The following is a 20,894-nucleotide window of genomic DNA, read 5'->3' on the forward strand; positions in this document are numbered from 1 at the left end:
TAACAGATGAAAAAAATTTTATTATCAGTATTATTTTTATCTTCATTGAGTGGTTTCGCTCAAGAAACGACAGAGCCTACGTCAAACTGGACACGTGGTGGAAATGCATCTTTGATGTTCAACCAAGCTGCCTTCAACAATGAGTGGCAAGGAGGAGGAACTAACAACGTTGCAGTGAACTTGGCTGTTAGTTACGCATTCAACTACAAAAAAGACAGTTGGACTTGGGACAATAACCTTTTTGTTGATTACGGAATCACAAAACTAAAAGGTGATGAGTACACGAGAAAAACTACAGACCGCTTGGAATTTAATTCAGTTTTAGGAAAACAAGCTTCTGAAACTTGGTTCTACTCACTTCTGTTCAACTTCAAAACACAGTTTGACAAAGGATACAACTACGGAAAGACAGACAGAACTCTTATCAGTAAATTCTTCTCTCCTGCATTTATTCAAGTAGGTCCGGGTATGTTGTGGAAAAAAAGCGATAACTTAAAAGTAAACATTGCTCCTTTAACTTCAAAATTCGTTTTTGTTAATAAAGATTTCACAACTCCAGGGAATGCAGTTTACAAAAAAGATTATTACGGAGTTGAAGATAATAAAACTTTCCGTTACGAGATGGGTCTTTCGTTGGCTGGATATGCGAAATTCAATTTGATGGAAAACGTTTCAATGGAAAATATTTTGACTTTGTACAGCAACTATTTGGACAAACCGCAAAATATTGACATTGATTACACCGCAAACGTAGCTATGACAATCAATAAATATTTGTCTGCAAACTTCACATTCCAAGCTATTTACGATGACAATGCTGCGAAAGGATTCCAAATCCGTGAAGTATTAGGTTTAGGACTAAACTATAAGTTGTAATAAAGAATTTTTATTAATCGTAAAAAATGCTCAAAGCTTCATCGAAAGTTTTGAGCATTTTTTTATTCATAACTCCTTATGAGTTTTTTCTAAAAACTTTGATTAATCTGATTTTATTGCTACCTTTGGGAAATTATTTTTATTTCAAATCTATGGACTCAATAAAAAATTATATTGAAGAAAATAAGGAGCGATTTATTTCAGAATTAATAGAACTGCTCAAAATTCCGTCAATAAGTGCCGATTCGGCTTATTCCCAAGATGTTATCAACACGGCAGAAACCGTAAAAAAGGCTTTAAAAGAAGCCGGATGCGACAGTGTAGAAATCTGTGAAACTCCCGGATACCCAATTGTGTACGGAGAGAAAATCATTGACCCTAAATTGCCTACGGTTCTCGTTTATGGACATTACGATGTTCAACCCGCCGATCCTCTTGATTTGTGGCATTCCGACCCTTTTGAGCCTGTTATCAAAACTACAGAAAAACATCCGCAGGGAGCCATTTTTGCTCGTGGTGCGTGTGATGACAAAGGGCAAATGTATATGCATGTAAAGGCTTTGGAATATATGGTAAAAACCAACAATTTGCCTTGTAACGTGAAATTTATGATTGAAGGAGAAGAAGAAGTTGGTTCGGAAAGCTTGGGCTGGTTCGTTGAGCGAAATCACGAAAAATTAAAAAATGACATCATTTTGATTTCTGACACAGGAATGATTGCTAACGACACGCCTTCCATCACTACGGGACTTCGCGGATTGAGTTATGTGGAAGTAGAAGTAACCGGTCCTAATCGTGACTTACACTCAGGACTTTACGGAGGTGCGGTGGCAAATCCAATCAATGTGCTTACCAAAATGATTGCTTCTTTACACGATGAAAATAAACGAATAACCATACCAGGATTTTACGATAAAGTTGAAGAACTTTCGCAAGAAGAACGCAATGAAATGGCTAAAGCTCCTTTTTCGTTGGAAAACTATAAAAAAGCACTGGACATCAATGATGTATATGGAGAAGCAGGCTATTCAACAAATGAACGTAATTCCATCCGCCCTACTCTTGATGTAAATGGCATTTGGGGAGGATATATAGGTGAAGGAGCAAAAACAGTCATCCCCAGCAAGGCTTTTGCAAAAATATCAATGCGATTAGTACCAAATCAGGATTGGAAAGAAATAACGGAACTTTTCCAAAAACATTTTGAAAGTATTGCACCGGCAGGCGTAACCGTGAAAGTAAAACCTCATCACGGTGGTCAAGGCTACGTAACTCCTATTGATACAGCAGGTTATAAGGCTGCTGCTAAGGCTTATGCTAAAACCTTTGGAAAAGAGCCAATTCCTGTTCGCTCTGGTGGAAGTATCCCAATTGTAGCACTTTTTGAAAAGGAACTGGGAAGTAAATCCATTTTGATGGGCTTTGGTTTGGATAGTGATGCGATTCACTCACCTAATGAACACTTCGGAATTTTCAACTTTTTAAAAGGAATTGAAACTATTCCGTGGTTTTTCCATTATTTCGCAAATAAATAATCATATATAAATCAATAAAATAACTTTTCAAATTCATAGCAATTCGGGCATCTTTTCTTTTCGGGAGAAGATGTCTGATTTGTTAATTTTATAACCCCACACTTTATCGTAAACAATGAAAGACGAGGAAATTCTCTACTTAATAGCCCTAAAAAAAACACCTCTAATAGGTGACATCACAGCTAAAAAGCTCATTGCCCACTTTGGAAGTGCGAAGGATATTTTTTCTCAGAAAAAAAGCAAAATTGAAAATATTGATGGTATTGGAGAAAGAATTTCCAAGAATTTACTAAAATCGGAATACTTGCACGAGGCAGAAACCGAATTAAATTTTGCACAAAAAAACAATATTAAAATTTGTTGTTTTACAGATAACGATTATCCTGATTTACTGAAACAATGCGTTGATGGTCCTATTTTTTTCTATCAACGAGGTAATATTCATCTGAAAAATAAACGAATTTTAAGCATTGTCGGTACTCGTAACATAACTCCCTATGGAAAAGCCTTTTGCGAAAAATTAATAGAAGACTTAGCCTCTCTGGATGTTGTAATTGTAAGCGGATTTGCCTACGGGGTAGATATTACCGCTCATAAAGCTGCTATCAACCACAACTTACAAACTATTGCTTGTTTAGCCCACGGACTCAATATGACTTATCCGCAAGTTCATAGCAAATATTGCGAAACAATGGAAGAATATGGCGGATTTATAACTGATTTTGGATTCCAATGTAAATTTGACAGAAAGAATTTTCTTAGCCGAAATCGTATCATTGCAGGATTATCAGAAGCCACCGTAGTTATTGAATCAGGTGCCAAAGGAGGAAGTTTGGTTACTGCAGATATCGCCTTTTCCTACAATCGTGATGTTTTTGCCGTTCCGGGAAGAGCAACAGATACTTATAGCATAGGATGCAATGATTTAATCCGTGTAGAAAAGGCTCGTATTTTAACCTCTGCCAAAGATTTATTATATCATTTAAATTGGGATAAACCCACATCAAAACCCATACAACAACAACTTTTTGTGGAACTTTCCGTAGAAGAAGAAAAAATTTACAATTATTTGAAAAACAACGGAAAACAATTACTCGACACAATTGCTCTTGAATGTCAAATACCTGTCTATCAAGTTTCCAATTTGCTATTTCAACTTGAAATGAAAAGTGTAATTCGTCCGTTGCCTGGAAAAATGTTTGAGATTATTTAAAATTAGAAGGCAAAAATCAAAAAATGTTCTGTTCTTGATTTTGAGATTTGCCTTCTTCCATTATTGCTATTTATTTCCCTCTAACTTTCTTCTCCCATTTCCAAGCCGAAGCCATTGCCTCATCTAAAGTAGATTTTGATTTCCAACCCAGTACGTTATTAGCTTTGTCAGTATTGGCATAAGCTGCGGTAATATCTCCGGCACGTCTGCCTACAATTTGGTAATTCAATTTTTCGCCCGAAACTCGCTCAAAACTATTGATTACTTCCAAAACGCTACTTCCGGTTCCTGTTCCTACATTGAAAACCTCGTAGTTTTCAGTATTTTTGCCTTCCAATAATCGCTGTAACGCAACCACGTGAGCTTTTGCCAAATCCACCACGTGAATATAATCGCGGATACAAGTTCCGTCAGGAGTTGGGTAATCATCTCCAAAAACAGACAGTTTTTCACGCAATCCGATGCCTGTTTGTGTGATGAACGGCACCAAATTCTGAGGCACTCCGATAGGCAATTCGCCAATTTCTGCGGAAGGATGTGCACCAATTGGGTTGAAGTAACGCAGTGAAATTGCTTGCAAATGCGGAGTTACCTTACACGTATCTACAATGATTTCCTCTCCGATTTGTTTGGTATTTCCGTAAGGAGATTCTGCTTTTTTCACAGGAGCATTTTCCGTAATCGGAAGCTCATCGGCTTGCCCGTAAACGGTACAAGATGAGCTGAATATAAAATGAGCTTTATCTTTTTTGCTCAATTCTTGCAGCAGATAAACCAATGTAGTCAGGTTGTTTTCATAATACAGCAACGGTTTTTCCACGCTTTCCCCAACAGCTTTCGACGCAGCAAAATGAATCATTCCTGCAATGTCGTGATGTCTTTGGAAAAAATCAATAACCGCTTGTTTATCACGCAAATCAAACTTTTCAAAAATTGGTTTTTTGCCCGTAATATTCACGATACGTGGCAACACATCTTCCGATGAATTGGACAAATTATCGATGATAACCACTTCAAAACCTGAGTTTTGCAACTCAACTACCGTATGCGAACCGATAAAACCCAATCCGCCGGTTACAACTATTTTTTTCATATCTGTCAAAATATTTTTTTATTCTTTTTTTAAGATTTGCTGGTATCGCTCACAATATTGAGAACCCTTTGCGGGAAAGGAATTTCGATACCTTCGGCATCAAATCGTAGTTTAATTGATTCAATAGTAGCAAAATAAGCATCCCAATAATCATCATTATTGCACCAAAAACGCACCGAAATATTTACGGAGCTGTCCGCCAATTCTTCCACAAACACAGACGGAGCAGGGTCTTCAAAAGCACGCTCATCATTTTTGGCTATATCCAATAAAATTTCCTTAGCTTTTTGAAGGTCAGAACTATACCCAATTCCGACTAAAACCTTTACTCGTCTTTTATCCTCTCGCGTATAGTTAATGATGCTGTCCCCGAAAAGTGGGCCATTTGGGATGATAACTTCCTCATTATTAAATTTATTCAATGTAGTGGAAACCAATCCGATACGTTTTACAGTACCTCGTTCTCCTTTTGCTTCGATATTATCTCCTACTTTAAAAGGCTTGAAAATCAATATCATAATTCCGCCTGCGAAATTCGATAATGACCCCTGCAAAGCCAAACCTATGGCAACCCCGGCACTGGCTAAAATAGCAAAAAATTGCGTTGCCGGAATTCCGATAATTTGAATGATTATTAAAAATAATACAATGTGAAGAATCCATTTAACTAATTGTAAAACAAAAGTTTGAAGAGTTATTTCTACCTCTCGACGCAACATTATTTTCTGTATTAACTTCACTAAAAAACGTATTATATAACGCCCTCCGATGAAGATTAAAATAGCTCCAACTAACGTCGGGACAAAATTAATCAGTTCGGTAGTCCAACCTTTTAATAACTTTTCAAAATCTTCTGTTGTAAAATGATTCATCTTTCTTATCCTTATTTATTTTATAATTAACTTTTTAGTATTTTAAATTTAAAAAAATTGTAATTTATTTTTTGAAAAAAATTAGAAAAAACGGAATTATAAATATCACAATATTAATCCACAACGCACTTGCTTTCGGTAATCTTTAAAATGAGCGTAAAAGACTGATATAAAAACTAAAACCCCAAACAATGAAAGTACAATGCTGTAATAGGGAATGTTAAAAAATCCTAAAAAAGTGAAGCATAAAACTAAGAGGTAAAATAAATTTAGCACCCTTTCCATAGTCTTTTTGTTTCTTTGCTTGAAGCAAACAAAGGTAATTAATAAATATTTATTTCACAAACGTATAAAAAAATAATTCAGCAGGAAAAACGCTTTTCTTGCTGAATTATCTCACTATTGAATTGACTATTATGAATCTTTACCTTTGTTTTTCATTTTTTCTGCAATTTGATTGGAAGCAGTAAATGAAGTTATCATATTATTAAGCATATCGCTTCCCGCTTGTGGAGAATTTGGCAACAGAATCAGATTACTGTTAGTTTCCTGACCTACAGCTTGTAACGTATCGTAATGTTGTGTTACAACAATCAGAGCTGAAGCTTCTTGCGAACTAATTCCAACTTTGTTAAGTACATCAACACTTTCCACCAATCCGCGAGCAATTTCACGACGTTGGTCAGCAATACCTTGCCCTTGCAGACGTTTGCTTTCTGCTTCAGCTTTCGCCTTTTCTACAATTAAAATACGCTGAGCATCTCCTTCATACTGAGCTGCAACTTTCTCACGTTCAGCCGCATTAATTCTGTTCATCGCTGCTTTTACTTGTGCATCGGGGTCAATATCCGTTACAAGAGTTTTGATGATGTCATACCCGTAAGTTTCCATCGCTTCTTGCACCTCACGTTTTACAGCAATTGCAATATCGTCTTTCTTAACAAAAACATCATCCAAACGCATTTTTGGAACTTCGGCACGCACCACGTCAAACACATAACTCGTGATTTGGTCGTGTGGATATTCAAGACGATAAATAGCATCATACACTTTATCCTTAATTACCACATATTGTACTGATACTTTGATTTTAACAAATACATCATCAAGAGTTTTGGTTTCCACAATAACATCTAACTGCTGTATTTTCAAACTAATACGAGCCGAAATTTTGTCTATGATTGGAATTTTAATCTGTAACCCCGAATGGCGGATACTTTGAAACTTACCAAAACGCTCAATGGAAACTGCAGTTTGTTGTTTTACCGTAAAAAATGTTCCCAAAACAATCACTACTGCTATAATAATAAAAGGAACTGATGTTATTAACTCTCCCATAAGTTTTAGTTTAAAATTTATTGGGCTAATATACAACTTTCTGTGAAAAATACAAATAGTTTTTATCGTATAAAAAAATTCCAAGTATCAGGAATTTCTCTAACACTTGGAATTTTACTTTCTTTGAATGCTTACAAAATATTTTCTTCTTTTTTTAGAAAATGATATAACAATCGGATTCCTACACCTGTTGCTCCAGCTTTAAAGTATTTGTATGGCGCTGTCAGAAAAGCAGTTCCTGCAATATCGATATGTAACCAAGGATAATTTGTGAAATGCTCCAAAAATTTCCCTGCTGAAGAGGCTCCGCCTTCGGGTTTTCCTAAGTTTTTAATATCAGCAATGGGCGACTCCAAATCTTCGGCAAATTCATCCCAGAAAGGAAGTTCTGCTAATCTTTCAAAAACCATTTCCCCTGATTGTTTCAAACTCTGTTTAATTTCCTCAGGAGCATTACCCATAAAGGCACTTCCGTAGTGTCCTGTAACACGAGCTGCCGCTCCGGTAAGTGTAGCTAAATCAATTACTATTTTAGGATTCAAATTTTGAGCATAAACTAAAGCATCAGCTAAAATAAGGCGTCCCTCGGCATCTGTGTTTTTAACCTCAACCGTTGTTCCGTTCATCATTGTGAGTACATCGTCGGAGACAAAAGCATTGCTGTTAATACGATTATCCGTAGCAGGGATTAACCCTATCACATGTATCGGCAGTTTGTTCTGAGCCACAGCACAAAGCAACCCAACTACCGCTGCTGCCCCCGCCATATCCGATTTCATCGTATCCATATAACTGCCCGGTTTCACGTTATAACCTCCTGTATCATAGACAACTCCCTTACCTACAAAAATATAAGGTTGTTGATTTTTAGCATCTTGAGGTCTCCAAGTGAGAATATTAAACGTTGGAGGAACATCACTTCCCGCATTAACGCCAAGCAATCCTCCCATTCTTAATTTTTTAATCTGTGATTTGCTAAGTACATTTACATCAAATCCGTAACGATTGCCCAAATTTGTAATTTCTTCTGAAAATCGTGTTGTTGTTAAAACGGCAGGAGGCTCATTGACCAAATTACGAGCAATGGCTACTGTTTCCAACAAACCTACGAGCTCAATTATCTTATCCTCAGCAATTTCTGTATATATCTGAATATCTTTTTCTTTCTTATCTTCTTCCTTCGTTTTGTATTTTGTGAAATGATAATCGCTTAAAAGCATCCCTTCAAGAACCATCAACGCTATTTCATCTTCCACAGTAGAAACAATACGAGCTGTGAGGCATTCTTCTTTTTTTAACGACGTAAGTATTTCATTTCCAACCAACCTTGCCTTTTCATTATTTACAGATTCCTTTTCGGATTTTTCCAAAATTAGTGCTACAACCAAAGGTTCTTCCAATGTAGGAATTGAAATAACTACATTTTTCTTTTTTTCGAAATACTTTTCAAGATATGGATAAAGCATAGCCGGCAAGCTATTCAAACTTTCTGTAACATAAACAGTTACATCTATCACCTGCTCTTCTTCAATATTTTTAAACAACTGAACTTTCATCTTTTTCTTTTTTTAAGTTATAAAAAAGACGATGCCTTTGCACCGCCTTTAAAATAAATTATTCTTTAACAACTTCTTCTTTTTCAGAAATTTCCTCTTTACTTTCTGAAGTTTCTTCTAAAAATCCTTTTTCAAGAAGCAAATTGTACCATTGTATTACTTTTTTAATATCACTTGCATACACACGGTCTTCATCATAGTTAGGCAAAACACTGAAAAAATATTCCTCCAATGTTACATCATCAGATTTGTGAGAAATACTCGTTTTTCCGTTATTTTCTTTCTGTTTAATATTTTTAAATACCTCAGCTAAAGGCACTTCTGTTTCCAATGTATATATAGCTATTTCTGAAAGTAAACTCACATTATTTCTGATTCCCACTGAAATTCGTTTTCCGTCTAACAATGATGTTGCCAAAAATCCTGTACGTGTTTGCGATTCTAAATGATATAACCCTGGTTTGCCTGAAATGGCTAAAATCTTGTTTAAATTCATCTTTCTGTGTTATAAAAATTAATCTCTAATTCTCTATCTATTAAACTTTTATATTTATATTGCTTTATTTTATCTTTTCTTTACATCCGGAAAACGCATTCTGTAATCCACCTTTACTTTTCCTTTGCTAATATCTGTAAGTTTTCCTTTTAGCAAACGTTTTTTAAAAGCTGAAAGTTTGTCTGTAAATAAAATTCCTTCGATATGGTCATATTCGTGTTGGATAATTCGTGCAGCAAGCCCATCTACGGTAAGTTCTTGCGGAACAAAATTTTCATCTACATACCTGATAGTAAGTTTTTTATGTCGTAAAACATCTTCACGAACTCCCGGAATGCTTAAACATCCTTCATTAAAACTCCATTTATCGCCAGTTTCCTCAATAATTTTGGCATTGATAAATATTTTTCTGAAATTTTTTAAAAATTCCTGCTCCTCAGGACTCAACTCTTCATCGTCCGCAAAAGGTGAAGCGTCAATGACGAATAAACGAATTGGCAAGCCAATCTGGGGGGCAGCAAGCCCTACTCCGTGACTTGCTTCCATCGTTTCAAACATATTGGAAATCAGCTCTTTCAAATTAGGATAATCAGCCGTGATGTCTGTTCCTACCTTTCTAAGTACAGCATCTCCGTAAGCAACAATAGGTAAAACCATAATTTTGTAATATTAAAGGCTACAAAAATAATAAATAAAGTTGATATTTGTAAAATCAGATGGGTTTAACTTTTATTTTAGATTAATTTGAATCTTTCTTTTCCTCGCCTTTTTTGTTCTTAGTTTTTGTGATGACTTTATCTCCTTTTTTCAAAGTTTTGCCCACCAAATTATAAGGTCCTGTTATGATTTGTTCTCCTTTTTCAATTCCTGACAAAACTTCAATATTTGTATTATCCTGAATACCAGTAGTAACAGCTCTGAGTTCAGCTTTTCCATCTTTCAGAACGAAGACAGCTTCTTGGCGTTTTTCGGCTTCCTCTTTTGATGCTTCGGGATTAATCTCTGACATTTTTTTAACGACAATAGCACTTATTGGCACTGCAAGTACATCTTTTTTACTTTCAGTAAGTATGTCCACCGTTGCTGTCATTCCCGGTCGGAAAGGCGAATAACCCGCTTTCTTATCTTTCAATAAATCCTGATAAGAACTCTCCTCTATACGAATTTTTACTTTAAAATTTGTAACTTGATCAACACTCGCTGTCGCATTTGCTGTATTTGCGATATTGGTTACAGTTCCTTTAAATACTTTTTTCAGATATGCATCAACCTCAACATTGACACTATCCCCTACACTTACTTTTACTATATCATTCTCATTTACATCAACTTCCACTTCCATTCGGCTTAAATCGGCAACACGCATAATTTCCGTTCCCGTCATCTGAACCGTACCTACGACTCTCTCTCCCAATTCTACGCTAAGTTTGGAAATGGTTCCGTCAGTTGGTGAAAAAATAGTTGTTTTTCTTAAATTATCTCGAGACTCTGTTACGCTTGCCATTGCACTTTGAACATTATAACGAGCTGATTCTCTGTTTGCTTTGGCAATATCATAAGCAGATGTAGCTTTTTCCCAATCCGATTTTGATATCACGCCTTTTTCATACAAAATCTTGCTGCGTTTGTAACTCTCTTCACTTTCTTTTAGGCTTGCCTCGGCTTGCTGTAATGAGGCTTTTACTGTTTCAAGCCCTGCCACACTTCTGTTTACAACAGATTCGTAAACATTGGGATTAACACGCACCAGCAAATCGCCTTTCTTTACCATTTGCCCCTCAACCACAGGAAGTTCAATAATTTCACCCGATACTTCGGAAGATAATTTAATTTCCAATTCAGGTTGAATTTTACCCGTAGCCGAGACTTTTTGCGTTAGTGTTTCTAACACAACATCTTGAGTTTCTACCTCTTTACCATCAGGCTCTCCTCCAAACCACCCGGCTTTTTTGCCTAAAATTAGCAATATTAAACCCAAAACAATTGCTATGATTATGAATACAGTCTTTTTTTTCATAGTATTTCATCAATTTAAGAACAACTATTAATCTGAAAATTTCAAAACAATAAAAAACAATTTCTATTTATTGACATTCAACCCATTGAAATAATATTGTAATACTTTTATTTTAAAAATATATTGATATTTTGCCTTAATACTTTCATTTTCAGCATTCTCATACTGATATTTTGCTTGGTTAAAATCAAAAGTATTCATCAGACCTACATCGTAACGCTCTTTAGCATAAGTGTATGACTGCTTTTTTGCCTGTAATGTTTTCTCGGTGGCTTCAAAAAACTTTTTAGCATTTGAGGCATCTGTATAAGCCTGATAAACATCCTTTTCCATAGTAAGCTCCACCTGCTGTTTGTTCCATTGACTCTTTAAAAGATTGATTTCCTGACGCTTCACACTTGCTGTCGTTGAAAATCTGTTGAATACCGGAACTGATAACGACAAGCCTGCATACATTCCTTTATTTTGATCAATCTGTTGCCAAAAATTTTCCGGATGATTTTTTGACCATCTTGAATTGTAGCCCCATTGTGCCGAAAGTCTTGGGAAGTGGGAAGAACGTGCCAATTTTAGATTTTTTTCTGCCAAATCTACATTTGCCTGTGCAATTTTCACATCTTGGGTAACTTCTTTTGCTTTCTCGAAAATTTCGGCTGGTGTTTTTGAAAGAATATCAGTTATGGGAATCTCAAGAGATGTGTCTGCAATTTCAAAATCCTGATAATTTTTCAGTAATAATAGCTGTGCTAATCCCATTTTTGAAATAAACAGAGCATTTTCAGTAGCGATAATTTGTTGTTCCTGAGAAAAAAACTGTGATTCAGCCTCATAATAATCTCCTTTGGGAAGTGAACCTGCCTCAATTAAATCTTGAGTACGTTTCAAATTTTCTTTGGAAACCTCAAGCTGAATTTTCAATTTCTTAATTTGCTCTTTATTCGATAGAATTTCAAGATAAGCATTGATTATCATCAAGATAATATCGTCTTTCATCTTATCAAGCTTATATTGGGAAGCCAATTTGTTGAGTTCTGCAAGTTTCAATCTTCGCCAATTTTGCAAACCCGCAAAGAGAGTTACATCCACACCTACGCCTCCCGAAGCCGATTGAAAAAAGGCATTTTCATACTGATTCGTTACCGGATTAATATTCTTCCCTTCATTAAAATTATAAGTTACATTTCCGTTCAATGAGGGTAAAAAATCGCCTCGTGCTTGTAGCTTATCAATTTCTGTTGCATTCAAATCAATTTCCGATTGCTTCACAGAAATATTATTTTGCAAAGCGTATTCAATACAATCCTCTAAAGTCCAGAGCTTTTGTGAATATACTGAAAAAGACGATATCAGTAAAACTATGTGTAATAACTTTTTCATTTTTAAAAGATTACCAAAGAAACAAAAAATATCAAATCATTAAAATTATTTTATAACCAGCTCATTTTTAATTATTACTCTTAAATCCTCATTTAAGGATGTAGAATATTTTCTAAATTACATACCTTCCTTCAAATGAAAAACAATGAAAAATGAGAAATAACAAACTATTTAAAGTTAATTATAGTGAGCTAAATCAAAATTTGTCTGCCAATATATTAATTTTTTTCAGTATTACTGACATATTTTCAAAATTATTTTCACGATATCTTCACAATAGCCTATAAATCAAATAAAAAAAGAAATCACCCTCACGGGTGACTTCTCCAGTTTAATTTTAAAAATGTTTATTATGAAATCAAAATCTTTATTCGCTTTTTTCAGTGTTATCCACTAAAACTTGACCACGATAGTACAATTTTCCTTCGTGCCAGTGAGCTCTGTGGTACAAGTGATTTTCACCTGTTGTAGGATCTTTTGCAATTTGAGGAACAACTGCTTTATAATGTGTTCTTCTCTTATCTCTTCTTGTGCTTGACTGTCTTCTCTTAGGATGTGCCATTTCTTATTTTTCTTTATCAGTTATTATTATTTTCTTTAGACTTTCCCATCTCGGGTCTATATATTCACTTTCTTCAAGTTCTTCTCTCGGGCTTAATTCTTCCAATTTATCCAAAACATCAGAGTGTAATGTTCCTTTTTCAACTTCAGGATGAACACGTTTTACCGGTATTGAAAGTACAATGAGTTCATAAATATATTGTGCTACGTTCAGCAGATGCTCTCCGTGAGGTAAAATGAGTAATTCATCATCTTCATCATTGTATTCCTCTCCAAATTTCACTACCAAAAAAAGCTCTCCTTTAACTTCCATATCAAAAGGCTCGTTGGACAAGTCACAATTTACGTTTACAACTCCCTCATTTTTAAAATGTAGCTCAAGTAAAGTACTTTTTTTATCTAACTCAACAGTTACAACCTGGCGGATATCATTCACATCATCATATCCGAATGAATCCAAGAACTTTTTATCAACCTCATAAACGAATTGATGTTTTCCTTGTTTCAATCCTGCAAAAGAGATATCATATTCTTTTAACTTCCTCATTTTCTACAAGTTTATAAAACCAAATCGTTTTTTAGCGAGTGCAAATATACTACTTTATTCTGAATGTCAAATATTTTTGCTAAAAAAATTATTATTTTTTGGATTTGTCATTTCGAAGTAACGGATTACTTTTCCTCAATTACCTTAACCGAATCTTTAAACCTTTCAGGGAAATTTGCTTCGGTTTGGCTGCTGATTTCCCCTGAAAAATGTTTAAAGCCATCTGAGTTGGTCTTAAAACACGATTTTCCTTTCAGATTGAGGGTTAGACTGTTACAAAGTACATTTCCTAATTCAAAATTACTATTCAATCCATTGATATCAAACGATTTATACGGAATTTTAGAAGTTCTTTCCAATATGTGGGTTATATCGCTATCGTATGTCGTTTCCATTATCACTTCACTTTTATTCAGATGAAAAGACGTAGAAGCATTTTCTTTCTTAAAAGTTACCGCATTGATTATCAATCCTATTTTATCCAAACTTACCGATTGTAAGGCAGGAGCGAACAAATGCAAACGTGGAGTGCTTGTAAACACTTTGATATTTTCGCCCCAATAGGAATTTCCTATTTTATTGAGCGTAATTATCAACGTATCTTGCTTGTTATCAACGGAAAATTCTCTGGGTAAATTGTCTTTTTTGTTCAGTGAAAAACAAGAATCAGAATAGGTAAAGCGAATATAACTCAACTGCGTGCTATCGTTTCCGATGATTTTCAGATGTTTGAACTCTTTCAATTTTTCTAAATCATAATATTGGCTTTCCTTTCTAAATAGTTTTGTAGGATTTTTTTCATATTCCTTTCTCTTGATGTAAGACAAAAATGCAGGATACAAAAGTAATAGTACTGCTAAAAACAAGAGGATTTTATTACTGGTTTTCATTTTGTTTCTGATTTAAAGTGGTTTTAAAATTTTCGTAATGTTGCTGTAATTCATTGATTTCAATACCTAAAACATAGAGTGTATTAAACAACACAGGAAGTTCGTTTTGCAAAAATTCTTGCTGACGATACTTTTTGGCTTTTTGTTCGCCATCGGTTTCTACGAAATAACCGATTCCGCGTTTATCAATGATGATTCCGTTATTTTTCAAAAATTCATAACTTCGAGCGACCGTATTGGGGTTGACGCTCATCTGCACCGCCAACTCACGAACGCTCGGTATTTTGGTTTCGGGTTGCCATTCGCCCAACAAAATTTTCTGGCAGACATAATCCGCAATTTGAAGGTAAATGGCTTGTCCGCTATCTCGTAATTCCATAATTATCGTAATTCTCGTTCTTTCAGCCTAAAATAAGATGCTATAAATAAGATTATTGGAACTGAAAGTGTAAAAATAAATAATAAAAACTCAATTAACTTAGAATTGTTATACATCGCAAAATATTTATCTTCATCTATACCAAGCCCCAACTCCTCTCCTTTAAAAGGATTATTATATCCACCAAAGAATCCTGCCATACTGCTAGTGTGTTCAAAAAATAAATACACAATTACGATAGAAATAAACAACGTCTTAATAATTCCATATTTTTTAAAATGAAACAATCCTACGTAAAATATTGATTGAATAAAGAGAAGTATCAACAAGAAAAATATAAAAACATTACTTTTTATTACTTGATTACTCCAATTGTTTATAGTTCTATAACGTTTTACAAATTCCAAACTGTTTATAAAGGCTTCTACCGAAATCATCAGTATATTATTCCAAATCAAACTTATAATAAAAAATGAAATGGAATAAATTGTAAACAAGCAAAGCCATTTTTGCAAGTTACTGACAGGAAGCGTTAATGTTTGTATCATCTTTTTCCTTTTAAACAAGGAATTGTGTCCCCAATAGACAGCAATAACACCTCCTACCGGAAAGCTAAATATCATCGGTGTTAAAATACTGTCATACGAGAAAACAAATTGTTTATATTCCTGAGTTTTCATATAACCATCATAACAAACATAAGCTACCAAACCGATAAAAATTATCGTAAAACCAAGATAATAATACAGAAAATACTTTGCATTTTCGCTCCATTCTTTTTTTAAAAGATTTAAAAACACCTTCATCGTTACTTATTTTTTGAGTTAAACCAATCATTTACTTTTTTAGGATTTGAAATCACGGCTTTGTAAAGCAATTCCAAATCTATCTTACTCTCATTGTGGCTGTTATTAGGCAGAACGAGCATATCTCCGAAGAAACTTTCCTCCAAATAGAAGGCTTCTTCACGCTGGGTTTTATCGTGCGAGGCTTTAAACTCCAAAAACTGAGAAATTTCTTGCATCGACTGATTGAAAAGCACCTTTTTTTCATCTAAGACAATCACTCGGTCAATGAGGTTTTCCAAATCCTTCGTCTGATGTGTACTGATGATAAAACAACGTTCATCGTTCATTATTTCAGCCATAATTTTCCGAAATTGCGTTTTTCCACTGATGTCCAGTCCGTTAGTAGGCTCGTCCATCAGCACCACCGACGTATTCGCTGCCAAAGCAAAGCTAATCAGCACTTTTTTGCGTTGCCCATAGCTCAAATTATGGAGCTTTTCTTCTTCCGAAACTTCAAATGCACGCAAAAAATTTCGGAATTGTTCCAAACTGAATTTCGGATAAAAACACGAAAGCCTTTTTTGGTACTTTTCTACCGAAGTATCGGGTAAATACACCTCGTCGGGGATTACGAAAATCTCTCGTAAAAAGTCCGTTTTTCGCTCTTTCGGGGCGAATCCTAAAACTTGAATTGTTCCTTGATTTGGGAAAAGCAATCCCGCAAGATTGTACAAAAATGTGGTTTTCCCAACCCCATTCTTCCCGAACAAACCACAGATTTGCCCTGGCTCAATATCCAAATTCAAATCCTTGAAAATGTTTTTCTTACGGAAAGAAAAATCTAAATTTTTGACAGTTATCATAAAAAGCGTTTTAGCGTATTACTTTACTATTACACTACAAAAGTAACACAAAAAATCATTCGTGCAAATTTTTGATGTAAAAAAACACAATCATAATTCTTTTTCTAATTAAATAAACAGATTTTCAGCATATTAATTTTCCTATAAATTAAAAAAATGATATACAGAGTTCAAATTCAAACTTTAACTCGTTTAACTTTTATTTCACATCAATTCAAAACAACAAAAAACTGAAAATTAAATAGTTAAAAACGTAACCTTATCGGATTCAACGTTAAATTTATAAAATATTTAACTAAATACTTAATTATGAACATCTTGATTATTCCCTATCGAAAGAAAAAACTTATCAACAATGTGGGAGAAAGTGGTAAAATATGGGATTTTTTTTCTACTTTTGTCCTGTAATTATCAAAAAAACGATTTCGGTGGGAATTCTCATAGGAACATATGAATGTAAAATCGACGCCAAAGGACGGATAACACTTCCAGCTCCTCTCAAAAAACAATTGGGGGACTTGGAAGCAGGATTCGTCCTTAAACGTTCTGATTTTCAAAGATGTGTAGATTTTTACACGATGGACCAATGGAATTTGGAAATGCAAAAAGTAAATAGCCTAAATCGATATGTAAAGGAAAACAATGATTTTATCCGAAAATTTATGTCGGGGGTAAAACTCATTGAAATTGACTCGGTTGGAAGAATGTTAGTACCGAGAGATTTGCTGGAATATGCACAGATTGATAAAGAAATTGTGATGTCGGCATTAGGAAATCGAGTTGAAATTTGGGATAAAACCGCTTATGAAAAAGCGATTTATACAAGTCCGGAGGATTTCTCTGTGTTGGCAGAAAAAGTTATGGGAGGTTTAGGAAATGACTAACACGGAAAGATATCACAAGCCCGTTTTATTACACGAAAGTATTGATGGACTGGCAATTAAGGAAAATGGAATCTATGTAGATGTAACTTTCGGTGGAGGAGGTCATTCACGTGAAATTCTAAACCGATTGGGTAAAAACGGACGGTTGTACGCCTTTGACCAAGATGCTGATGCTGCCAATAATGCCATTGATGATGAACGATTTACACTCATAAACCAGAATTTCAGATATATAAAGAGATTTTTAAAATTCTACGGAGTTAAAAAGGTAGATGGTGTTTTAGGTGATTTTGGGGTTTCATCGCATCAGTTTGATGTTCCCGAACGCGGATTTTCTACTCGTTTTGAGGGCGTTTTGGATATGCGAATGAACCAAAGCGGAGCCATTTCAGCTCAAAACATATTAAATGAGTATTCTGAAAATGAATTGGTTAATATCTTTTTTAAATACGGAGAACTGAAAAACTCAAAAGCCATCGCAAAAGCCATCATTTCTGCCCGAACAGAACAAAAAATAGTAACGGGCAATCAATTACAGCAAATTTTAAAACCTTTTTTACAAAAATTCAAAGAAAATAAAACACTGGCTCAAATCTATCAAGCCATTCGTATTGAAGTGAACGAGGAAATGCAAGTTTTGGAAGAATTCCTTACACAACTTCCTGATATTGTTGAAATAGGCGGACGAATCAGCTTAATTAGCTATCATTCATTGGAAGACCGATTGGTAAAACGATTCATTCGTGACGGACAGTTTGAAGGAGCTCCCGAAAAAGATTTTTACGGAAATGTTTCCGTTCCTTTCAGAAAAGTAGGCGGATTAATCGTCCCAACCACAACCGAAATCGCAGAAAATAGCCGTGCCAGAAGTGCTAAACTCCGCATCGCAGAAAGACAATAAAAAACATTCTACCAGAAAAAAATGGGTAACGCAACAAATGAAATAAAAAATATCCTCAGAGGAAAATTTTTGGTAGAAGGCAAAGAAGCTACCAAAAACTGGACATTTATTGCTTTTCTGTTCGTTTTGGGCGTGATTATGATTACAAGCTCTCATAATGTAGATAATAAGGTACATCAAATCGCAAAACTCAATGAGGAAGTAAATGAGCTAAAGAGCCAGTTTGTGGACGTTCGTTCACAATTGCAAAAAGTAAGGTTGGAATCATCTTTACTTAACAAACTTAAAAGCAGAGGTTTAAAACAACCCGAAAAGCCTCCTCAAAAAATTAAAGTAATCATCAAAGAATAGAATTAACATTTCACAACAAATTAAATTATAAAAAATGGCAACAAAAAATGACAAAAGAATATTGGCTCGCACATACATTGTTGCGACAGCTATGCTTTTGTTGGCAATTGTCATTTCTGTGAAACTCGTGAAAATTCAGATTGAAGGCGATGAATATCGAGCAAAAGCAGATGAAACCACACTGCGAGAAGCCGAAATAATCCCCAATCAAGGTAATTTATATTCCGATGATGGGAGCTTACTTGCCACATCAGTAGTGCGTTACGATGTGAGGTGGGACGGAATTGCTCCTTCAGAAAAAAACTTCAACAAGTACGTAAAATCCTTAAGCGACTCGCTTTCAAAGATGTTTGGCAAGCCAAGTTCGTACTATCAAAATTTACTAAAAAAAGAACGCAAATTAAAAAATCGTTATTTGTTAATTGCTCCTCAATTGGGATATAGTGATTATCTACGTATTAAAAAATTTCCGCTTTTTGAGAAAGGTCCGTACAAAGGCGGGCTTATTATTGATAAAAAAGTAAAACGCGAATATCCTTTGGGAGGAATCGCTCATCGGAGTATTGGATACGAGCGAACTGACGAAAACGGATACACCATCCGTGTTGGTTTGGAAGGAGCTTATTCCAATTATCTTTCAGGGACAAAAGGACGCCGTTTGGAGCAAAAAATCGCTAAAGGACAATGGAAACTTGCCAATGGCTTCAATACCATTGAACCGAAAGACGGATATGATGTAGTTTCTACCATAAATATTAACATTCAAGATATTGCACACCACGCTTTACTTGCTCAGTTGGAAAAGTTCAAAGCCAAACACGGTTGTGTGATAGTAATGGAAGTCAACTCAGGAGAAATAAAAGCCATTTCAAACTTGGAACTTACTTCCACTAACACATATTCAGAACGGTTCAATTATGCTATTGGAGAAGCTCACGAACCTGGCTCTATCTTCAAACTGATGTCAGTCGTAGTTGCCATTGAAGAACGTGGAATTGACACTACATATGTGGTTGATATTAAAAATGGTAGAGCCAATTATTACAAAGAAACGGTTGATGATTCTCAAAGAAGATTTACAGGAAAAATAAATATAGCCAAGGCTTTCGCTGTTTCGTCAAACGTTGGGATGACGGAAATGGTTCATCATTTATTTTCTAAAAATCCAAAAGATTTCACTGACAAACTCTCAAAAATGGGATTAGACCAACCTTTAGGATTGCCCATAATGGGAGAAAGAGTTCCGTACATACCAAAACCAAAGGATAAAAATTGGAGCGGTATTTCTCTTGAATGGATGGCTTTCGGATATGGCTTGCATCTGACTCCTTTACAAACGCTAACATTCTATAATGCAATTGCTAACGATGGCGTAATGGTAAAACCACGACTTATAAAAGAAGTCCGCGAATGGAATAAAACCATTGAAAAATTCAATGTGGAAATCATCAACGGGAAAATTTGCTCAAAAGAAACCGCTCAAAAAGCAAAAGGACTGCTGGCAAGCGTAGTAGAAAAACCATACGGAACCGCACATAAGTTGTACTCATCTGATTTTTCGATGGCGGGAAAAACAGGAACTGCTCGGAAGAATTATGGCAATAATGACAAGTCAAAATGGAGTTATATTTCTTCATTTGCGGGTTTTTTCCCTGTTGAAAGTCCGAAATACTCGTGTATCGTGGTCATTCACGAACCTGACAGAAACGTAGGTTATTACGGAGCCGACGTTTCAGGACCTGTATTCAAAAGTATCGCACAAAAAATTTATACAAACTCGCTCCTTATTGACACCATTGAAGATGTGGACAATGCCTCGGATAAAACCAACACCGATTACGACCAATATTATACAAAAGCCCAAAAATATAAAACGATTGTTCCTAATGTAGTCGGGATGGCAGCAATGGATGCCGTAGCTTTATTAGAAAACATCGGGTTGCGAGTAAAATTAGTTGGTGAGGGGAAGGTGATTCATCAATCCATTCCGAGCGGTCAGAAAATAAAAGACAATAAAAACGTTATTTTAACGTTAGAAAATAGTTAGTAGCAGGCTTTTTCCTGTGAAAATAAAAAGTTCTTTGACATAATGGGATTTTTAAAGTAATTATAAAGGATTTTCATAACGAAAGTTCGTGTTACAACGAACTAAAATAGGTTTTTCAAATAAAGAAATTGATATTTAAACTGCGGTTTGTGATTATATGACCGCAGTTTATCAATTTCAAGCCCAAAAAATCATTTTTAGCAAAAGAAAAATCAATCAGCAAACTTGTTGAACCATTTCTGCAAGCTGATAATCCATTTTTCAAACTTGTTGAGCCATTTCTGTAAGCTGAAAAATCATTTTCCAAACT

21 protein-coding genes are annotated in these 20,894 nt (G+C 35.0%); 7 read left to right on the plus strand and 14 right to left on the minus strand.

What is annotated here, in order from left to right:
- Window positions 1–6 precede the first annotated feature (6 nt).
- The 3 genes from GN105_RS10040 (at window position 7) to dprA (ending at window position 3,624) form a co-directional block, all read left to right on the plus strand.
- A complete protein-coding gene (locus GN105_RS10040; RefSeq protein WP_155285270.1) occupies window positions 7–876 on the plus strand; it encodes a DUF3078 domain-containing protein in 870 nt (289 codons plus the stop codon).
- 152 nt (window positions 877–1,028) lie between these two features.
- Complete coding sequence (locus GN105_RS10045; RefSeq protein WP_155285271.1) at window positions 1,029–2,411, plus strand: dipeptidase; 1,383 nt, start codon at window positions 1,029–1,031, stop codon at window positions 2,409–2,411.
- 115 nt (window positions 2,412–2,526) lie between these two features.
- Complete coding sequence (gene dprA, locus GN105_RS10050; RefSeq protein WP_155285272.1) at window positions 2,527–3,624, plus strand: DNA-processing protein DprA; 1,098 nt, start codon at window positions 2,527–2,529, stop codon at window positions 3,622–3,624.
- A gap of 70 nt (window positions 3,625–3,694) precedes the next feature.
- Here the strand turns inward: dprA and galE are convergent, their stop codons facing one another.
- The 14 genes from galE to GN105_RS10120 all read right to left on the minus strand — a co-directional run bounded on the left by galE (window position 3,695) and on the right by GN105_RS10120 (window position 16,401).
- Window positions 3,695–4,717 carry a UDP-glucose 4-epimerase GalE gene (gene galE, locus GN105_RS10055; RefSeq protein ID WP_155285273.1) on the minus strand — a complete coding sequence of 341 codons (1,023 nt, stop codon included), beginning with the start codon at window positions 4,715–4,717 and terminating at the stop codon, window positions 3,695–3,697.
- Between the two features lie 29 nt (window positions 4,718–4,746).
- On the minus strand, window positions 4,747–5,589 hold the full coding sequence (locus GN105_RS10060) for a mechanosensitive ion channel family protein (RefSeq protein WP_155285274.1): 843 nt from the start codon (window positions 5,587–5,589) through the stop codon (window positions 4,747–4,749).
- 414 nt (window positions 5,590–6,003) lie between these two features.
- Entirely contained in the window at window positions 6,004–6,927 is a 924-nt protein-coding gene (locus tag GN105_RS10065) for an SPFH domain-containing protein (protein ID WP_155285275.1), read from the minus strand.
- 131 nt (window positions 6,928–7,058) lie between these two features.
- Window positions 7,059–8,483, minus strand: coding sequence for a leucyl aminopeptidase family protein (locus GN105_RS10070; protein WP_155285276.1), 1,425 nt, complete (start codon window positions 8,481–8,483; stop codon window positions 7,059–7,061).
- Window positions 8,484–8,541: 58 nt separating this feature from the next.
- Window positions 8,542–8,979: a DUF5606 family protein gene (locus GN105_RS10075; RefSeq protein ID WP_155285277.1), complete on the minus strand. Its 438-nt coding sequence runs from the start codon at window positions 8,977–8,979 to the stop codon at window positions 8,542–8,544.
- A 69-nt stretch (window positions 8,980–9,048) separates the two neighbouring features.
- Window positions 9,049–9,636, minus strand: coding sequence for a peptide deformylase (def, locus tag GN105_RS10080; RefSeq protein WP_155285278.1), 588 nt, complete (start codon window positions 9,634–9,636; stop codon window positions 9,049–9,051).
- Window positions 9,637–9,718: 82 nt separating this feature from the next.
- Entirely contained in the window at window positions 9,719–10,996 is a 1,278-nt protein-coding gene (locus tag GN105_RS10085) for an efflux RND transporter periplasmic adaptor subunit (RefSeq protein WP_155285279.1), read from the minus strand.
- 63 nt (window positions 10,997–11,059) lie between these two features.
- Window positions 11,060–12,373 carry a TolC family protein gene (locus GN105_RS10090; RefSeq protein ID WP_155285280.1) on the minus strand — a complete coding sequence of 438 codons (1,314 nt, stop codon included), beginning with the start codon at window positions 12,371–12,373 and terminating at the stop codon, window positions 11,060–11,062.
- A gap of 367 nt (window positions 12,374–12,740) precedes the next feature.
- On the minus strand, window positions 12,741–12,935 hold the full coding sequence (gene rpmF, locus GN105_RS10095) for a 50S ribosomal protein L32 (RefSeq protein ID WP_155285281.1): 195 nt from the start codon (window positions 12,933–12,935) through the stop codon (window positions 12,741–12,743).
- A gap of 3 nt (window positions 12,936–12,938) precedes the next feature.
- The gene (locus GN105_RS10100) at window positions 12,939–13,481 is read right to left on the minus strand and encodes a YceD family protein (protein ID WP_155285282.1); all 543 of its coding nucleotides are present in this window, start codon (window positions 13,479–13,481) and stop codon (window positions 12,939–12,941) included.
- A gap of 125 nt (window positions 13,482–13,606) precedes the next feature.
- A complete protein-coding gene (locus tag GN105_RS10105) occupies window positions 13,607–14,371 on the minus strand; it encodes a hypothetical protein (RefSeq protein WP_155285283.1) in 765 nt (254 codons plus the stop codon).
- Window positions 14,358–14,750 carry a GntR family transcriptional regulator gene (locus GN105_RS10110; RefSeq protein ID WP_155285284.1) on the minus strand — a complete coding sequence of 131 codons (393 nt, stop codon included), beginning with the start codon at window positions 14,748–14,750 and terminating at the stop codon, window positions 14,358–14,360. Before GN105_RS10110 ends, GN105_RS10105 begins: the two co-directional genes overlap by 14 nt.
- A 2-nt stretch (window positions 14,751–14,752) precedes the next feature.
- A complete protein-coding gene (locus GN105_RS10115; RefSeq protein WP_155285285.1) occupies window positions 14,753–15,556 on the minus strand; it encodes a hypothetical protein in 804 nt (267 codons plus the stop codon).
- Window positions 15,557–15,558: 2 nt separating this feature from the next.
- On the minus strand, window positions 15,559–16,401 hold the full coding sequence (locus GN105_RS10120) for an ABC transporter ATP-binding protein (RefSeq protein WP_155285286.1): 843 nt from the start codon (window positions 16,399–16,401) through the stop codon (window positions 15,559–15,561).
- 377 nt (window positions 16,402–16,778) lie between these two features.
- Here GN105_RS10120 and mraZ point away from each other — a divergent pair, with 377 nt between their 5' ends.
- From mraZ to GN105_RS10140, 4 genes are read left to right on the plus strand one after another with little or no spacing between them, the layout of a single operon-like run.
- Window positions 16,779–17,285 (plus strand): division/cell wall cluster transcriptional repressor MraZ, encoded by a 507-nt coding sequence (mraZ, locus tag GN105_RS10125; protein WP_373279401.1) that lies wholly within the window; start codon window positions 16,779–16,781, stop codon window positions 17,283–17,285.
- Window positions 17,278–18,186 carry a 16S rRNA (cytosine(1402)-N(4))-methyltransferase RsmH gene (gene rsmH, locus GN105_RS10130; RefSeq protein WP_155285287.1) on the plus strand — a complete coding sequence of 303 codons (909 nt, stop codon included), beginning with the start codon at window positions 17,278–17,280 and terminating at the stop codon, window positions 18,184–18,186. Before mraZ ends, rsmH begins: the two co-directional genes overlap by 8 nt.
- Window positions 18,187–18,207: 21 nt before the next feature.
- Entirely contained in the window at window positions 18,208–18,537 is a 330-nt protein-coding gene (locus GN105_RS10135) for an FtsL-like putative cell division protein (RefSeq protein ID WP_155285288.1), read from the plus strand.
- Window positions 18,538–18,571: 34 nt separating this feature from the next.
- Window positions 18,572–20,584 (plus strand): PASTA domain-containing penicillin-binding protein, encoded by a 2,013-nt coding sequence (locus tag GN105_RS10140; protein WP_155285289.1) that lies wholly within the window; start codon window positions 18,572–18,574, stop codon window positions 20,582–20,584.
- The last annotated feature ends 310 nt before the right edge of the window (window positions 20,585–20,894 follow it).

It is taken from the genome of Capnocytophaga felis, assembly GCF_009684755.1.
Lineage (GTDB): Bacteria > Bacteroidota > Bacteroidia > Flavobacteriales > Flavobacteriaceae > Capnocytophaga > Capnocytophaga felis.

Excerpts from the sequence above, each read along its gene's own strand:
- rpmF (WP_155285281.1), bottom strand. The coding sequence starts at position 12,935 with ATGGCACATCCTAAGAGAAGACAGTCAAGCACAAGAAGAGATAAGAGA.
- GN105_RS10090 (WP_155285280.1), bottom strand. The coding sequence starts at position 12,373 with ATGAAAAAGTTATTACACATAGTTTTACTGATATCGTCTTTTTCAGTA.
- GN105_RS10135 (WP_155285288.1), top strand. The coding sequence starts at position 18,208 with ATGGGTAACGCAACAAATGAAATAAAAAATATCCTCAGAGGAAAATTT.
- mraZ (WP_373279401.1), top strand. The coding sequence starts at position 16,779 with ATGGGATTTTTTTTCTACTTTTGTCCTGTAATTATCAAAAAAACGATT.
- GN105_RS10100 (WP_155285282.1), bottom strand. The coding sequence starts at position 13,481 with ATGAGGAAGTTAAAAGAATATGATATCTCTTTTGCAGGATTGAAACAA.
- GN105_RS10105 (WP_155285283.1), bottom strand. The coding sequence starts at position 14,371 with ATGAAAACCAGTAATAAAATCCTCTTGTTTTTAGCAGTACTATTACTT.
- GN105_RS10115 (WP_155285285.1), bottom strand. The coding sequence starts at position 15,556 with ATGAAGGTGTTTTTAAATCTTTTAAAAAAAGAATGGAGCGAAAATGCA.
- GN105_RS10040 (WP_155285270.1), top strand. The coding sequence starts at position 7 with ATGAAAAAAATTTTATTATCAGTATTATTTTTATCTTCATTGAGTGGT.
- def (WP_155285278.1), bottom strand. The coding sequence starts at position 9,636 with ATGGTTTTACCTATTGTTGCTTACGGAGATGCTGTACTTAGAAAGGTA.
- GN105_RS10120 (WP_155285286.1), bottom strand. The coding sequence starts at position 16,401 with ATGATAACTGTCAAAAATTTAGATTTTTCTTTCCGTAAGAAAAACATT.
- galE (WP_155285273.1), bottom strand. The coding sequence starts at position 4,717 with ATGAAAAAAATAGTTGTAACCGGCGGATTGGGTTTTATCGGTTCGCAT.
- GN105_RS10110 (WP_155285284.1), bottom strand. The coding sequence starts at position 14,750 with ATGGAATTACGAGATAGCGGACAAGCCATTTACCTTCAAATTGCGGAT.
- GN105_RS10140 (WP_155285289.1), top strand. The coding sequence starts at position 18,572 with ATGGCAACAAAAAATGACAAAAGAATATTGGCTCGCACATACATTGTT.
- GN105_RS10075 (WP_155285277.1), bottom strand. The coding sequence starts at position 8,979 with ATGAATTTAAACAAGATTTTAGCCATTTCAGGCAAACCAGGGTTATAT.
- GN105_RS10085 (WP_155285279.1), bottom strand. The coding sequence starts at position 10,996 with ATGAAAAAAAAGACTGTATTCATAATCATAGCAATTGTTTTGGGTTTA.
- rsmH (WP_155285287.1), top strand. The coding sequence starts at position 17,278 with ATGACTAACACGGAAAGATATCACAAGCCCGTTTTATTACACGAAAGT.
- GN105_RS10060 (WP_155285274.1), bottom strand. The coding sequence starts at position 5,589 with ATGAATCATTTTACAACAGAAGATTTTGAAAAGTTATTAAAAGGTTGG.
- GN105_RS10065 (WP_155285275.1), bottom strand. The coding sequence starts at position 6,927 with ATGGGAGAGTTAATAACATCAGTTCCTTTTATTATTATAGCAGTAGTG.
- dprA (WP_155285272.1), top strand. The coding sequence starts at position 2,527 with ATGAAAGACGAGGAAATTCTCTACTTAATAGCCCTAAAAAAAACACCT.
- GN105_RS10070 (WP_155285276.1), bottom strand. The coding sequence starts at position 8,483 with ATGAAAGTTCAGTTGTTTAAAAATATTGAAGAAGAGCAGGTGATAGAT.
- GN105_RS10045 (WP_155285271.1), top strand. The coding sequence starts at position 1,029 with ATGGACTCAATAAAAAATTATATTGAAGAAAATAAGGAGCGATTTATT.